We start from the raw sequence: 15561 nt of genomic DNA on the forward strand, positions 1-15561 counted from the left end.
TGTGAAAAATACTGAAATTGTCGTGCAAGGCGCACGTGCTCATAATTTAAAAAATATCAATGTCACAATTCCACGTGACCAATTAGTTGTATTAACAGGTTTATCAGGCTCAGGAAAGTCTTCTCTAGCATTTGACACAATTTACGCGGAGGGCCAACGTCGTTACGTTGAGTCCCTTTCCGCCTATGCCCGCCAATTTCTTGGGCAAATGGATAAGCCAGATGTTGATGCCATAGAAGGTTTATCGCCTGCTATTTCCATTGACCAAAAAACGACAAGTCGTAACCCACGATCTACTGTAGGTACAGTAACGGAGATCTATGACTACTTACGTTTACTTTATGCACGCATTGGTAAACCGATTTGTCCAAATCATGGCATAGAAATCACTTCCCAAACGATTGAGCAAATGGTGGACCGTTTATTAACTTATCCAGAGAGAACAAAAATGCAACTTCTTGCACCAATGGTTTCTGGACGTAAGGGAACCCATGTTAAATTGCTAGAAGATTTAAAAAAGCAGGGTTTTGTTCGTGTCCGAATTGATGGGGAATTACGTGATTTAGATGATGCTATCGAACTTGATAAAAATAAAAAGCATTCAATCGAAGTAGTGGTGGACCGTGTTGTCATGAAGGAAGGGATTGCTGCTCGTCTGAGTGATTCGTTAGAAACGGCCTTGCGTCTGGCAGATGGACGTGTGCTTGTCGATGTGATGGAACATGAAGAGTTACTATTTAGTGAGCATCATGCCTGCCCATTATGTGGATTTTCTATAGGTGAGTTAGAGCCTCGTATGTTTTCATTTAATAGTCCATTTGGTGCTTGTCCAAGCTGTGATGGCTTAGGTTCAACGCAAGAGGTGGATTTAGATTTAGTGGTACCTGATTGGGATCGTTCCTTATTAGAGCATGCCATTGCACCATGGGAACCAACTAGCTCGCAGTACTACCCACAATTGCTGAAAGCTGTATGTGATCATTATGATATCCCAATGGATGTACCTGTGAAGGATTTGCCAAAGGAAAAGATGGATAAGGTTTTATATGGCTCTGGGAAAGACAAAATACATTTCCATTATGAAAATGAATTTGGTAATGTGCGAGATCAAATGATTGAATTTGAAGGTGTTGTGCGCAATGTTGAGCGACGTTTTAAAGAGACAACATCCGATTATGTTCGTGAGCAAATGGAAAAATACATGGCACAGCAAGCTTGTCCTTCATGTAAAGGTTATCGTTTAAAGCCTGAAACGTTAGCAGTGAAAGTAGCCGATAAGCATATTGGTGAGGTTACACAATATTCGATTCAGGAAGCGGACACATTCTTCAAAGAACTTGATCTCACTGAAAAGGATATGCAAATAGCACGATTGGTTTTACGAGAAATTGAAGAACGATTGGGCTTCCTTGTTAATGTTGGTTTAGACTATTTAACATTGAGTCGTTCAGCAGGTACATTATCTGGTGGGGAGGCGCAACGTATTCGTCTTGCTACGCAAATTGGTTCACGATTAACGGGGGTCCTTTATATTTTAGATGAGCCTTCGATTGGTTTGCATCAACGGGATAATGACCGTCTGATTAGCACGTTACAAAATATGCGTGATATTGGGAATACGTTGATTGTCGTAGAGCACGATGAAGATACAATGCTTGCTGCCGATTATCTTATCGATGTAGGACCTGGAGCAGGTGTCCATGGCGGTCAAATTGTGGCAGCCGGTACACCACAGGAAGTTATGAATAATGAAAAATCCTTAACAGGACAATATTTAAGCGGTAGAAAGTTTATTCCATTGCCAATTGAAAGACGCCAACCAAATGGGCGAAAGCTCTCCATTAAAGGTGCTAAGGAAAATAATTTACGTAATGTCAAAGTAGATGTTCCACTTGGCTTATTTGTTGCAGTGACAGGGGTGTCTGGTTCTGGGAAATCTACATTGATTAATGAAATTTTATATAAATCATTGGCACAGAAGTTGAATCGTTCAAAGGTCAAACCTGGCGAACATAAAGAAGTGACGGGCATTGATGAGCTTGAAAAAGTAATCGATATTGATCAATCACCAATTGGGCGTACACCTCGTTCAAACCCAGCAACATATACAGGTGTTTTTGATGATATTCGTGATGTTTTTGCGGCAACAAATGAAGCCAAGGTACGAGGCTATAAAAAAGGACGCTTTAGCTTTAATGTCAAGGGTGGTCGCTGTGAAGCATGTCGTGGGGATGGCATTATTAAGATTGAAATGCATTTCCTTCCAGATGTTTATGTACCATGTGAAGTATGTCACGGCAAACGTTATAACCGTGAAACACTTGAAGTGAAGTATAAAGATAAGAGTATTGCTGATATTCTCGATATGACGATTGAAAATGCAGTAGTGTTCTTTGAAAATATTCCAAAGATTCAACGTAAACTACAAACGATTGTCGATGTGGGCTTGGGCTATATGAAATTAGGACAACCAGCGACAACCTTATCGGGTGGGGAGGCACAGCGTGTAAAACTAGCCTCTGAATTACATCGACGTTCTACAGGGAAATCGTTCTATATTTTGGATGAACCAACGACAGGATTACATGCCGATGATATTGCTCGATTACTTGTCGTGTTACAGCGTCTTGTTGAAAACGATGATTCTGTGTTAGTTATTGAGCATAACTTAGATGTGATTAAAACAGCTGATTATATCATCGACTTAGGTCCAGAAGGTGGAGACAAAGGTGGCACAATCGTTGCAACTGGTACACCTGAAGAGGTAGTAGAAGTTGCTGGCTCCTACACAGGAAAATACTTAAAACCAATTCTGGAACGAGATCGTATGAGAATGGATGCATTGCTAGCAGAAGCTTCTAAATCTTAATGGATTTACATTCGTTTGGAAATGATTGATCTGGATTGAAAGGTGATCTTAAAGTGGAGAAAGCCGCTCAATCCAGATTGAAAGATGATCTTAAAGTGGAGGAATCCGCTCAATCAGGGGTCAGAAGTGATCTAAAAAGTGAGGTTCCCGCTCAAACAGAGGTCGGAAGTGATCTAAAAGTAGAGGAACACGCTCAAACAGAGGTAAGAAGTGATCTAAAAGGTGAGGTTCCCGCTCAAACAGAGGCCGGAAGTGATCTAAAAGGAGAAGAACCCGCTCAAACAGAGGTAAGAAGTGATCTAAAAAGTGAGGACCCCGCTCAAACAGAGGTCGGAAGTGATCTAAAAGGAGAAGAACCCGCTCAAACAGGGGTCAGAAGCGATCTAAAAAGTGAGGTTCCCGCTCAAACAGAGGCCGGAAGTGATCTAAAAATAGAAGAACCCGCTCAAACAGAGTTCGGAAGTGATCCAAAAAGTGCGGCCTCCGCTCTATTCAAAGAAAAACCGATCTAATAAACAAGTGATATAATTTGAAATAGGTAAAATACCAATGATTTTGTCTTGAAAAGACCCAATTTATTCAATTTTGCAGTGAAACTTTTCACATGATGAATCGTATAAATAGTATAACGAACTGAGGGAGGCTATTTATTTATGCAAAATGAACGTCAACGAATTTTAGAACTTGTAGAAAAAGGAACAATTTCGGCACAAGAGGCGATTACATTATTAGAAGCATTAGAGCAACCTGGCAAGTCTACTCAACATGTTATGAATGATGTGTCGAAAGAGACGCAATCCTTTTCAACTGAAAAAGAGTCACTATTTGAAGAAAAACAAAAAGATGGTGACAAGAAAAAAGATGATTTTATGAAATACTTCCAAGATGAAATGCAAGATTTTCGTAAGGATTTAACGCAAATCGGTTCTCTTTTTATGGATATGATGAATACAGCTGTTAAAAAAGTGAAGGAATTTGATGTAGCTTCTCCATTTGGAGATAAAATTGAGTTTACACATACAGAAGAAGTTGCTGCCGCCGATGTAGACAATATTATCGTTGAATTACCAAATGGTAACTTCTCATTGGAATCTGGTGAAGGCGACACTATTCAAGTGATCTGTAAGGTGAAGGCACCTTTGATGAACGATAGTGAAGAAGAAACACGCAATCACTTTTTAGAGCAATTTGTTGTGAAAGAGGAAGCGCAATCTCTTCGTATTTTGAGCCAATTAAAACTTGTTCAAGTCAATGTGAAGGTGTTAGTACCTAAGGATAAACTTGAAAAATTATCTGTGCGTCTAATGAATGGTAGTGTTTCATTACAGGATACAGGATTTGAAGAATTAAAAGTAAAAACGTTAAACGGCGCCATTAAAGGAACGAAGTTTAATTTCGGGAAAGCGGAAGTGGATTCTTCTAACGGTTCCATTGAATTAACGAATGTTCGAGGTAAGGATTTAGAGGCTGAAACATTGAATGGACGTGTTTATTTGGATGGTGCTCTTGATGAAGTTGAAGCTAAGTCAGTCAATGGACATGTAGTCGTAACAACATGCTCAACAAACTCCTCTAAAATTAAAGCTCAGACAGTTGCTGGAGCCGTGGAATTATATGTCCCGCGAACAATTTCATTGAGCGGCAAAGTGGTAACAAATTTTGGCAAAGTGGATGTGGGTATTCAGGATGTTTCCAAAATGGAGTCACAAGATCAATTCTTATCCAAAGTAGTCCGTTTTGACAAAGAAGTAGAAAATGCGAATCGCCTATTTATCGAAGGTGAATCGAAAACAGGTGCCGTTTTAGTGCGTTACACAACAACGGATGAACAACAAATTTAACAGGAGAAGCATTCAAGCTAATTTAGGCTTGAGTGCTTTTTTCTTATCAAACAGGATTCGACCTTGCATATATAGGCGAATCTTGTTTTTATTTTTGTCATTTTCTTATGGATAATGGCAAGGAAAGAACGAAATAGAAGGAACTGCCACGGATTGAAATGAAACTGTAATAAAAAAACAGAAATAGAGTGCTATAATAGTAAAAGAAATACCTCTTACATAGATGAGAGTTTTAGGTGGTTTAATCATGATAGAAATGAAAAATGTGACAAAGAAATACCCAAACGGTGTTGTTGCGACAAATGGTATTTCCGTTAATATAAAGCAAGGCGAATTTGTGTATGTAGTCGGTCCAAGTGGGGCAGGTAAATCTACTTTTATTAAATTGATGTACCGTGAAGAAAAGGCAACATCAGGACAAATCATTGTCAATGGTATTGATTTAGCAACTTTAAAAAATAAGAAGGTCCCTTTTTTGCGTCGTCAACTTGGCGTAGTTTTCCAAGACTTCAAATTACTACCTCGTTTGAACGTTTATGAGAACGTAGCGTTTGCGCTTGAAGTAATTGAGGAAAAGCCAGATGAAATCCGACGTCGGGTTATGGAAGTGTTAGAACTAGTTGGATTGAAGCATAAAGCAAGAATGTTTCCAAATGAGCTTTCAGGCGGAGAGCAGCAACGGGTATCGATTGCTCGTTCGATCGTCAATGTTCCCAAAGTGGTGATTGCTGACGAACCTACAGGGAACCTTGATCCTGAAACATCATGGGAAATCATGAATTTATTTGAGGAAATTAATGCACGTGGGACAACCATTGTAATGGCGACCCACAACCGTGAAATTGTGAATACGATTCGTCGTCGTGTAATCGCAATTGAAGGCGGCTTAATTGTCCGTGATGAACACGGAGGTGATTACGGCTATGAAATTTAGTACAGTAAAGCGCCACTTCCGTGAAAGTATTAAATCACTTGGTCGAAATAGCTGGATGACCATTGCGTCCGTCAGTGCCGTAACTGTTACGCTCATACTAGTAGGCGTTTTTGCGCTTATTATGATGAATTTAAATAAAGTAGCAACGGATTTAGAAAACGATGTCGAAATTAAAGTGTTAATTGATGAGACAGCAGATGAAGCTGCAGAAAAAGCACTCATTGAAAAAGTCAAAAAATTGCCTGGTGTCTCCGAGATGACTTATTCCACTAAGGAAGACGAGTTATCCAAGCTAGTAAAAGACTTCGGTGATGATTTTAAACTATTTGAACAAAGTAACCCTTTACGTAATGTAATTTATGTAAAAGCTGCTGATCCACAGCAAACAGCAAAAGTTGCGAAAGCCATTGATAAATATGAATATACATATGACGTGATGTATGGCGAAGGAAAAGTTGAAAAACTATTTAACTTCTTAAATATTAGTCGTAATGTAGGAATCGTACTTATTTTAGGGTTATTATTTACAGCGATTTTCTTAATTTCGAATACTATCCGTATAACGATTATTGCTCGTCGTGATGAAATAGAAATTATGAAACTTGTAGGGGCTACGAATTCATTCGTGCGTATCCCATTCTTATTAGAAGGTATGTGGCTCGGAATTTTAGGTTCAATTATTCCGATTGCGGTTGTCACAACCCTTTACCACAATATATATAAAATTATTGCACCACGTTTACAAGGTGAGCTTATTCAATTACTAGATTTTTCTCCACTTGTGTATCAGGTAAGCGGTCTTCTGTTACTTATTGGTGTACTTATTGGTATTTGGGGAAGCTTCATGTCAGTTCGTAAGTTTTTAAAAATTTAGTCACAACGGATATTTGTGAAAAAGAAAAAGAATAGTCGAAGGGGAGTTCAATCGGTGAAAAGTAAGGCGAAAAAAACATTGAAAACACTTGCAGCAGCGTCTGCTCTAATTCTTTTTATCCAAACTCCATCAGCATATGCAACAAGTTTATCGGATTTAAAAGAAGAAAAGAAACAAGTTGAAACAAAGAAGAACCAGTTAAATTCATCTATTAGCAATAAATCAAATGCCATTACAGCTAATCAAGATAAGCAACAAAAAATCTTAGATCAAATTCAAGCATTGAACGCTGAAATCGACAAAACCAATAGTAATATTAAAAAGGTACAAGCAGATATTCGGGCAACAAATGAGGAAATTAAAAAGTTAGAAGCGTCTATCGAAGAGCTTTTGCATAAAATTGAAGAGCGCGATTTATTGTTACAAGAACGCGCACGTGCAATTCAAGCAGGAGGCTCTGTTAGTTATTTAGATGTATTGCTAGGCTCTAATAGTTTTGTAGACTTTATTGATCGTTTCTCTGCAGTTAATGCATTATTGGAAGCAGATCGACAAATTATCCAAGATCAAAAAGATGATAAACAAAAATTAGAAGAGCAAAAGCAAATTATAGAAGAAAAACGTAAAAACTTGGAAGACAAAAAAGCTGAGCTTGAACGATTAAAAGCATCATTAGATAGCCAAAAAGCTGAGAAAAATAAACTAGTCGACCAATTAGAAAAAGAGCAAGAAAAACTGAAATCAGAAAAGGTATTACTTGAAAAAGAGTACTCAGAAGCTTTGGAAGTAAGTCAGGAATTACAAGATCAAATTATTGCTGAACAAAATCGTTTGGCTGAAATTGCGCGTCAGCAAGAGGCGAAACGTAAAGCAGCCGCAGCGGCGGCCGCGGCAGCTGCTGCCAACAATGGTGGCGGATCATCTGGTGGTACAGTCCATGCGCCTCAATCAAATGGGACTTGGATTAAACCGACGAATGGTCGCTTAACATCACCATATGGTTGGCGAAATCTTGGAGCAGGCCCTGAATTCCATTATGGTGTTGACCTTGCAAATGCAACAGGAACACCAATATGGGCAGCAGCAGATGGCGTTGTTTCTTACGCTGCACCACTTAGTTCGTATGGTAATGTTGTCATTCTGACGCATTCTATCGATGGACAAATTTATACAACTGTTTATGCACATTTAAGTGCGTTTAATGTTAGTGTAGGACAAGAAGTATCACAAGGTGATCAAATAGCAGCGATGGGTAGTACAGGTCGCTCTACTGGTCCACACTTACACTTTGAAGTGCATATTGGTGCTTGGAAAGGACAAGCAGTCGGCAGCGTTAATCCACTGAAATATATTCCATTGTAAAAATAAAAAGCTATACACTAGCGTTTTCTAGTGTATAGCTTTTAATATTTCATCTAGTGTTTCACCATTCACCAGCTTATAGGTTTGCCCATCAATAGCCAATAAGCCATTTTGGAAGAACAATATTTTTAATGTATGGTCATAATAAGTAATATCCAATTGATAGACAACATCAGCTTGTTTGTTATTTAATAAGGTTCTTTTTACTTCCCAAGTGCTTAAGGCTAAACGCATATCATCTAATCGTGGATCGTCACGATTGATAATGGTTAAAGTTTTATTGGTACCATTGTCAACTTCCCATATCGTCATTTTATTTAATATTTCTTCAAGATCTTTATTAGGTAAAAAATCTTGTAGCAAATTCTTCGTTCGATATTCTGTATACAGCATCAGTATACTTATGCCGAGAAAAATAGCGGCGATCCATAGTATAAGTCGCTTTGAAAGCATAATTCCTCCCCCCTTTTTATCATTTTACGAAATATTCCAATAAAAGTTTCATTGCTATTATAAGATTCTGTTTGATGTTATGATGATTCTATACATAGTGGGGTATTTTAATTGTTGTTATTTCTGAAGATTTTCTTAAAACAGTGTGAAATATTCTAATTTTAAAAAGGTTCTATGCTATGCTTTCGGAGGAGGTTTCGTTGGGGTGATCAATACAGAGTGGTACTCGATCCGTACATTAACTTTACCAGCTACGGCAGTCGCTTTACTTATTACCTTTTTTATTGTATGGCTTATCTTGCGCCTACAATTTTCTAAAAAGTGGTCTGAGCTATATAGTGATGCCATTTTTACGTTTATCATTGTTTGGAAGCTGAGCTTGCTTGTAACTGATTTCAAGACTGTTGTAAGCAATCCAATTACGGTGCTTTATTTTAATGGCGGAACAATTGGTGTTTATCTTGGCGTCATCGTAGCATCCTTGCAAATATGGAGAAGGAGAAATAGGCTACAGCTTGAGGGAGAAGATATGACAGCCTGTAGCTGGGCCATTATTTTAACGCAATCCATTTATCAAATGCTTGTTGTGCTACTCAGTGACAATAACACATCGAGTGAAGTTATAACATTAGTTGTGCTAAGTGTAGTCACGCTCGTCATATTATGGAAATTAGCAGCGATGAAACAAGCTTTATTCCTCTATACAGTTAGCTATTTAATAGTGGCTATCTTACAGCCACTTGGTATATGGCAAACAGCTGTGGCTGTTAGTGTAATACTACTTTGTTTGGGATTAACCATTCAGCATGAACGAATCAATGTGGGAGGTAAAGAATGAAAAAAAATATTGGGCTACTGATTGTTGTGTTATTAGTGGTTGCGATGATTGGTACATATGTAAAACAACAAATTGACGAAGAACGTGCCATTGAAAAATCAGCTCTTGGTAAGGATATGGAGGAGCTAGAAACGGGCTTAGGAAAAGGAGATATCCCGCCTGATTTTACTTTAACAAGCTTAGACGGGGAAGATATCACATTAAGTGATTTGCGTGGAAAAAAAGTTGTACTAAATTTCTGGGCTACATGGTGCCCACCTTGTAAGGCTGAAATGCCGCATATGCAAAGCTTCTACGATGAATATGCTAAAGAAAAAAACGTTGAAATCATAGCGGTCAATTTAACAGATGCCGAACGTGATGTGACCGCCGATGCCAAAGTGGACACTGTGATGACATTTAGAGATAGCTTTGAGCTCACGTTTCCCATCTTATTGGACCCAGACAATGAGGCTGGCTTAAATTATCAAGTCATCACGATTCCAACCACTTATTTTATTGATTCCAACGGCTATATCCAACGTGCAATCAGAGGACCAATGGACGTGGATATGTTAAATGATTATGTAGATGCACTAGATTGATTCATCAAAAATCTGCTCGTTTTCTATAGTAGAAACGAGCAGATTTTTTTATTTTCCATGAAGGCAGGGTAAATACCCGCGGAAGCAAGGTGAATACCCGCGGAGCAAGGATGAATACCCGCGGAGCAAGGATGAATACCCGCGGAGCAAGGATGAATACCTGCGAAGCCAAGGTGAATACCCGCGAAGCCAAGGTGAATACTCGCGAAGTCAAGGTGAATATCCGCGGAACTAAAGTGAATACCCTCGAATCAACAACAACAACATGCGTGAGTAATATGCAATATTCTCTCTTCATAAATTTGAAAGGTAATTTTGTATGTTTGAAAAAATAGAGTCATACAGTAAAAGAGACGGAGGAGGGAAGATTTGCGCAAATTAACAGCCGGTGTCGGAGTCCTACTTAGTAGTTTGGTGGTGGGCAGTGGTATTTACTTTGATTGGTTTAATATTGGCGATAAAAAGGAGCCTGTTACGGAGGTTGATACTATTGGTGAGGCAATGACAATCATTGAAGAAAAATCAGTATATAGTACAAAAAAGGATGCATTGGTGGAGGGGGCTCTTCGTGGTATGGCTGATGCCATTAAAGATCCTTATAGCACGTATTACTCCAAGGAAGAGGCTGAGCAACATCGGCAAATGTTGGCTGAGGAACGAGTAGGCATAGGTATTGAACTAACGGAAAATAAAGGGAAGTTTATCGTTGTGTCACCTGTTCGTTCATCACCAGCAGAGAAAGCAGGGATGCGTTCACTTGATGAAATTGTACAAGTTGACGGGGTACGAATAGATGGAAAAACGATGAGTGAATTAATGCATTTAATTCAAGGTGAAAAGGGAACGAAAGTAACCATTGTTGTGTATCGTCCAAGTGAAGATAAGCATATTAAGATGACGATGGAGCGCGCAGCAATTTCTAATAAAACGGTTACTAGTGAGGTTGTGAAGGTAGAGGATACAGACATTGGCTATGTGGTAATCTCATTATTCGGTGAAAAAACGGCCAATGAATGGGTGGCAGAAACGAGTAAATTGCTTCGTAAAGATGTGGAAGGAATTGTGATCGATGTACGGGATAATCCAGGTGGTTATTTACATAGCGTCGCAGCGCTACTGAGCACAGTATTGGACAATGGCAAAGTATTTGCATATATGCAAAATGCGGAAGGTGCTATGGAACCATTAAAAACACAAACAAAAGGCTTCGATGAAAAATATATAGAAACGATGAATAAAATTCCCATTGTGGTGTTACAAAATCAAGGTAGTGCATCTGCTAGTGAAGTATTAAGCGGTGCTTTAAAGGGCTGGGGACGCGCTTCACTTGTTGGGGTTAAAAGCTTTGGAAAAGGGACTGTACAAGAATCTTGGGAGCTTTCCAATGGTGGTGAACTTAAATTATCAACCAATAAATGGCTAACACCAAAACGCGAATGGATTCATGGGCAGGGCATTGAAGCAAGTTTAATGATTGAACAAAATGAATTATTTGCTTTTCAACTTCATCCACTAACAGGTAAGTTTAAAGTGGGTGATATGAGTGAGGAGATTTCCTATTCACAAAATGCCTTACAGAAGCTAGGCTATCAAATAGATCGTTTAGATGGCTATTTGGATGAAACAACCGCAGAGGCTGTGAACCTTTATCGCAAACAGAAAAAATTAAAGCTAGCAGAAGATGAATTTTATATGGATACAACTTTCTTTAATAGTTTAAATGAAACGTTAAAAGATTTTAAAGCCGATCGTCAAAATGACCAGCAATTCCAAATGGCCACTAGTTTTTTACTGCACACAATTGAACAATAAAACTGGCTGAGAGAACAAAAATACCATAATATAAAGCTTTCTATGAGTTTGTACTACGCAAGCGTGTAGTCGTTTGATACAATAAATTCATAGTATTCAAGATAGAAATGGCGGGTGTTCGTATGGTTAGTGAGATTTTAATAGAAATTGTAACAGCGATTGGCCGCTTTTTACTCAACCCATTACTGTATATAGTCATAATATTTGCTATTATGTTAGGTTATCGTCGTGTAAAACAGGAGCGTAAATACTTTAATAGACGAATTATTTGGGGCTGGACGGAGTTAATCGGACAATGGAAAGATGGGTGGCTCTATGCACTAATTATTTCTCTTATCGGTATTGGAGCAGGGCTTACTGTACCAAAAGAATTTTTAATCATTTTAACAGCAGTTTCTATAGTAGCACTTGTCTTATATGTCATGAACGCAATGTCACCTATTGTGACAATGGGCATTGCCACACTGGCCATATGGGGAATGTCCTACTACAATTGGACCTTTTCTTGGTGGAAAATTTCATTAGCTGGTGTCAATTTAGAGGATGGTGCCATTGTTACAATTACCATTCTTGCGGGCCTTTGTGTCATTGCAGAAGGACTATTAATTCGACGTGTGGCGATGAAGGTTACAACACCTTGCATTGAGAAAACGAAGCGAGGTATGCAGGCAATTGTCTATCGTTCAAGAAATGTATGGGTATTACCTATTTTCTTTGTCATTCCAGGTGATGCTATTTCAGCTATATTCCCATACTGGCCACAGTTTACGATAGGTCATAGTAGCTTTGCATTCGTGTTATTTCCTCTTGTCATTGGCTTTGCAAAGCTGACTAGAAAGGAATTACCAGCATTAACGTATGCTAAAATTGGGCGACCTGTCTTTTTACTAGGACAGCTTATTTTAGTAGGAGGACTGGCTGCATATTTTGAACCATTGATTGGTTTCATCACACTTGCTGTTGGTGCAATTATCCGTATCATCATTGCTATTTACTTTGCACAGCAGGACAAAACAGATCATTATGCGGTTGCGCCAAGTACGAAAGGTGCTATTATCGCAGCGGTTCTTCCTGATTCACCTGCAGAGAAAATGGGTTTACTGGCAGGGGAATGTATACGCAAAGTAAATGGTGTGTCCATTTTTACAGAAAATGAATTATATGAAGCGCTGCAATTAAATGCAGCTCATTGTCGTTTAGAGGTTTTAGACCGAAACAATGAATTACGTTTAACGCAGCATGTGATTTATAGCAATGATCATTACCGTATTGGGTTATTACTTGCGGAGCCGAGGGAAGTATAATGGACGTTTTTGGGAAAATGATGTTGGCGTTATTTATACCAGCCATACTGGTGTTATTATTCACTAGAATTACCTATAATCGCTATGTTGCATTGTTATTAGCCATTGCACTAATCGCTGCCTCTGTATATGCAGGCTATACATCCCCACCTATTATTTTCGTAATCGACGCGTTTTCATTAACGGTAGGTTTTTGGTTAGCAAGTAAAATGAATAAATAAGAAAGGTCAGTCCAAGCAATGGGACTGACCTTTTTACATGAAAAATCGTACTGCTGCCATAATGATTACGCCTGCAACTACGGTAATCGATAAACTTTTTGTGACAAGGGCAATAATTAGAGTGGGAACAAATGTAACAAAGACTGGCCAATCAAGCGTTACTATTTTGCCACTTTCAGTATCTATTAAATTTTCAATGACAAGAGCACTTAATATACAAACAGGAATAAAACTAAGCCATTTGAGCACAACATCAGGGAGTGTTACACTGCGTACAAAGATAAATGGAATGACACGCGGTAGCCATGTTACAAGTGCACAGCCGATTATAAGCCAGACCATATAAGAAGTTGTCGTCATTTATCTGTCACCACCCCAATTGTTGCGACAATCACGGTTGCCAGTAGCACAGCCACATGGGAAGGAACTATATAAGAAAGACCGTACATAATAACCGCCATATAGCCGATTAACTTGATATAATGCATGATTTTACTTTTGCCAACACTGCTCAATTGCAAAACTAAAAGTGCAACAAACATGGCAATTAAGGCAAAATCTAAACCCCATTTTTCAGGATTTGCTACCCACTGTCCTAAAAAGGCACCCGTAACACAAGAAAGGATCCAGAAGATGTAGGCTGTTAAGTTTAATCCATCCATCCATTTACCGTATAATTTACCTGTTTGCATTTGCTTTGTTACAGCTACACCAAAGGTTTCATCCGTTAATAATGTACCGAAGCCAACATTTCTAAGCATAGAGTAGCGCGTAAAATGAGGGGCTAATGTTAAACTCATTAATAAATGGCGTAGATTCACCACAAAAATGGTTACAATGATAGCAGAGGCAGGGCTACTTGTTAAAAGCAGTGCACAAAAAATAAATTGTGCAGAGCCTGCGTAAATCAGTATCGTTAATAGTGCGATTTCAAGGACCGACAACCCTGAAGCGGAACCTACAACCCCAAATGCAAGTCCTATACTAATATAACCGAGTAATGTAGGTACGCAATCTTTCACACCTTGTAAAAAACTGTCGTTGGAAGAGCTTGTTGTATCATCATGATGAAGCTCTGTTGTACTTGTCATAAATAGGTCATCCTTTCTTGATAATTTCCATGTATACTATTGATGGAATTGTTTGATAGTTCTTGATGTTTATTAAAGTATACATATGTCTGATAAAATAAACAATAGAAATTGGTGAGTAAAAATGGAACAAATGAGTCGAAATTTAGCATTTCAATTAAAGAAAATTAGACAGCAACGTCATTTAAGTCTCGATGATGTGGCCAAAGCGACTGGCGTCAGTAAAGCACAGCTTGCACAAATTGAAAAGGGTGAGGCCAATCCGACTGTTTCAACAATTTGGAAAATCGCTGCTGGTATGCGTATGTCGTTCTCTTCATTATTACAGCCGCCAACTGCTCATTACATGCGTTATAGCAGTAAAGATGTACCACATGTCGATGAAGATGAGGGACGCTATCGTGTCTACTCCATTATTCCCTATAATCCAGAGCGAGGCTGGGAGTTTTATAAGGTTGAAATGGAGCCAGGGGCAGTGAGTAGGAGTGAAGCCCATACAGAAGGGGTAGAGGAAACTGTAATGGTCATCAAAGGACAAGCAGTGATTTCTGCCGGAGACATGCATGAATTACTGGATGAAGGGGATACACTAGTATTCTCAGGGCATCAGCCCCATGAATATCGCAATACTTCAGAAGGGCTAACAATTTTTCATTTAATTTTACAGTATAAATAGAGGTGTCGAAGTTGAGTGAATGGTTTACTGTAGAAAATATTGAACAGGTTGCGGCACAGTATCGAACGTTTGGCCCAATCATTGGTTTACTGCTACCATTTTTAGAGGCATTTTTACCATTTCTGCCTTTAGTCGTATTCGTTGTGGCGAATGCAAGTGCATTTGGCTTATGGTTAGGATTTTTATTATCTTGGTTAGGCTCTGTAGCTGGCTCCTATGCGGTTTTCTTACTTGTACGACATTTTGGCAAGCATCCAAGGTTACAATTTTTAACAGGTAGTAAAAAAGTACAGAAGCTTATTAAATGGGTGGATATGAATGGCATCAGCCCTCTTTTTGTCCTCCTCTGTTTCCCTTTTACACCATCTGTTATTGTCAATATTGTAGCGGGGTTGTCACATATCCATAAAAAGTTTTATTTAATCGTTTTGCTGGCAGGAAAGTTTGTCATGATTTTAGGCATGAGTGTATTGGGCTATGATTTAAAATCGCTCTTGACAAGCCCAGTCAGATTAATAATTGCAGCTGTTGCCATTGTTATTTTGTGGTGGGTCGGTAAGTTGATAGAGAAGCGTTTGAATGCACGTGTAGAAAGAGATTTAAAGCAAGCGCGAAATTTGACGAAAAAGCAGGATCACCATGCCAGTTAAGTAAATTATCTGTAGCCTCTTTCATTACCTGAAGAGGCTGCTTTTTTGTGTA

Annotated in this window: 16 protein-coding genes; 13 read left to right on the forward strand and 3 right to left on the reverse strand. The window is 38.7% G+C overall.

Features of this window, described 5'->3' with window-relative positions; genetic code table 11:
- Nucleotide 1: 1 nt before the first annotated feature.
- From uvrA to ACEVFT_RS11205, 6 genes are all read left to right on the forward strand, one after another.
- The gene (uvrA, locus tag ACEVFT_RS11180) at nucleotides 2-2869 is read left to right on the forward strand and encodes an excinuclease ABC subunit UvrA (protein WP_393949771.1); all 2868 of its coding nucleotides are present in this window, start codon (nucleotides 2-4) and stop codon (nucleotides 2867-2869) included.
- 35 nt (nucleotides 2870-2904) lie between these two features.
- Nucleotides 2905-3381, forward strand: coding sequence for a hypothetical protein (locus ACEVFT_RS11185; protein WP_393949773.1), 477 nt, complete (start codon nucleotides 2905-2907; stop codon nucleotides 3379-3381).
- Nucleotides 3382-3522: 141 nt separating this feature from the next.
- Nucleotides 3523-4710, forward strand: a complete 1188-nt coding sequence (locus ACEVFT_RS11190) for a DUF4097 family beta strand repeat-containing protein (RefSeq protein ID WP_393949775.1) — start codon at nucleotides 3523-3525, stop codon at nucleotides 4708-4710.
- Between the two features lie 247 nt (nucleotides 4711-4957).
- The gene (gene ftsE, locus ACEVFT_RS11195) at nucleotides 4958-5644 is read left to right on the forward strand and encodes a cell division ATP-binding protein FtsE (protein ID WP_205441319.1); all 687 of its coding nucleotides are present in this window, start codon (nucleotides 4958-4960) and stop codon (nucleotides 5642-5644) included.
- Complete coding sequence (gene ftsX / locus ACEVFT_RS11200) at nucleotides 5634-6518, forward strand: permease-like cell division protein FtsX (protein ID WP_205441322.1); 885 nt, start codon at nucleotides 5634-5636, stop codon at nucleotides 6516-6518. Before ftsE ends, ftsX begins: the two co-directional genes overlap by 11 nt.
- A gap of 54 nt (nucleotides 6519-6572) precedes the next feature.
- The gene (locus ACEVFT_RS11205) at nucleotides 6573-7880 is read left to right on the forward strand and encodes a murein hydrolase activator EnvC family protein (protein WP_393949778.1); all 1308 of its coding nucleotides are present in this window, start codon (nucleotides 6573-6575) and stop codon (nucleotides 7878-7880) included.
- Between the two features lie 27 nt (nucleotides 7881-7907).
- Here the strand turns inward: ACEVFT_RS11205 and ACEVFT_RS11210 are convergent, their stop codons facing one another.
- Nucleotides 7908-8333 carry a hypothetical protein gene (locus ACEVFT_RS11210; protein ID WP_393949780.1) on the reverse strand — a complete coding sequence of 142 codons (426 nt, stop codon included), beginning with the start codon at nucleotides 8331-8333 and terminating at the stop codon, nucleotides 7908-7910.
- Nucleotides 8334-8538: 205 nt separating this feature from the next.
- Between ACEVFT_RS11210 and ACEVFT_RS11215 the strand changes: the two genes are divergently transcribed.
- The 5 genes from ACEVFT_RS11215 to ACEVFT_RS11235 all read left to right on the forward strand — a co-directional run bounded on the left by ACEVFT_RS11215 (nucleotide 8539) and on the right by ACEVFT_RS11235 (nucleotide 13092).
- A complete protein-coding gene (locus tag ACEVFT_RS11215; RefSeq protein WP_393949783.1) occupies nucleotides 8539-9171 on the forward strand; it encodes a hypothetical protein in 633 nt (210 codons plus the stop codon).
- Nucleotides 9168-9755: a peroxiredoxin family protein gene (locus ACEVFT_RS11220; RefSeq protein ID WP_393949785.1), complete on the forward strand. Its 588-nt coding sequence runs from the start codon at nucleotides 9168-9170 to the stop codon at nucleotides 9753-9755. Before ACEVFT_RS11215 ends, ACEVFT_RS11220 begins: the two co-directional genes overlap by 4 nt.
- Before the next feature lie 369 nt (nucleotides 9756-10124).
- On the forward strand, nucleotides 10125-11567 hold the full coding sequence (locus tag ACEVFT_RS11225) for a S41 family peptidase (RefSeq protein ID WP_205441331.1): 1443 nt from the start codon (nucleotides 10125-10127) through the stop codon (nucleotides 11565-11567).
- Between the two features lie 122 nt (nucleotides 11568-11689).
- The gene (locus ACEVFT_RS11230; protein WP_393949788.1) at nucleotides 11690-12871 is read left to right on the forward strand and encodes a PDZ domain-containing protein; all 1182 of its coding nucleotides are present in this window, start codon (nucleotides 11690-11692) and stop codon (nucleotides 12869-12871) included.
- Nucleotides 12871-13092, forward strand: coding sequence for a DUF2198 family protein (locus tag ACEVFT_RS11235; protein ID WP_016991517.1), 222 nt, complete (start codon nucleotides 12871-12873; stop codon nucleotides 13090-13092). Before ACEVFT_RS11230 ends, ACEVFT_RS11235 begins: the two co-directional genes overlap by 1 nt.
- 33 nt (nucleotides 13093-13125) lie before the next feature.
- Here the strand turns inward: ACEVFT_RS11235 and ACEVFT_RS11240 are convergent, their stop codons facing one another.
- Both ACEVFT_RS11240 and ACEVFT_RS11245 read right to left on the reverse strand, forming a co-directional pair.
- A complete protein-coding gene (locus tag ACEVFT_RS11240; protein WP_205441334.1) occupies nucleotides 13126-13452 on the reverse strand; it encodes an AzlD domain-containing protein in 327 nt (108 codons plus the stop codon).
- Nucleotides 13449-14183 carry an AzlC family ABC transporter permease gene (locus tag ACEVFT_RS11245; protein ID WP_342442493.1) on the reverse strand — a complete coding sequence of 245 codons (735 nt, stop codon included), beginning with the start codon at nucleotides 14181-14183 and terminating at the stop codon, nucleotides 13449-13451. The genes ACEVFT_RS11240 and ACEVFT_RS11245 overlap by 4 nt, the downstream gene beginning before the upstream one ends.
- 124 nt (nucleotides 14184-14307) lie before the next feature.
- Here ACEVFT_RS11245 and ACEVFT_RS11250 point away from each other — a divergent pair, with 124 nt between their 5' ends.
- Nucleotides 14308-14859 (forward strand): helix-turn-helix domain-containing protein, encoded by a 552-nt coding sequence (locus tag ACEVFT_RS11250; RefSeq protein WP_048392043.1) that lies wholly within the window; start codon nucleotides 14308-14310, stop codon nucleotides 14857-14859.
- Nucleotides 14860-14870: 11 nt separating this feature from the next.
- On the forward strand, nucleotides 14871-15509 hold the full coding sequence (locus ACEVFT_RS11255) for a TVP38/TMEM64 family protein (RefSeq protein WP_081977475.1): 639 nt from the start codon (nucleotides 14871-14873) through the stop codon (nucleotides 15507-15509).
- Nucleotides 15510-15561: the final 52 nt, after the last annotated feature.

Source organism: Lysinibacillus sp. PWR01 (genome assembly GCF_043359455.1).
In the GTDB taxonomy this organism is placed as follows: Bacteria; Bacillota; Bacilli; order Bacillales_A; family Planococcaceae; genus Lysinibacillus; species Lysinibacillus fusiformis_F.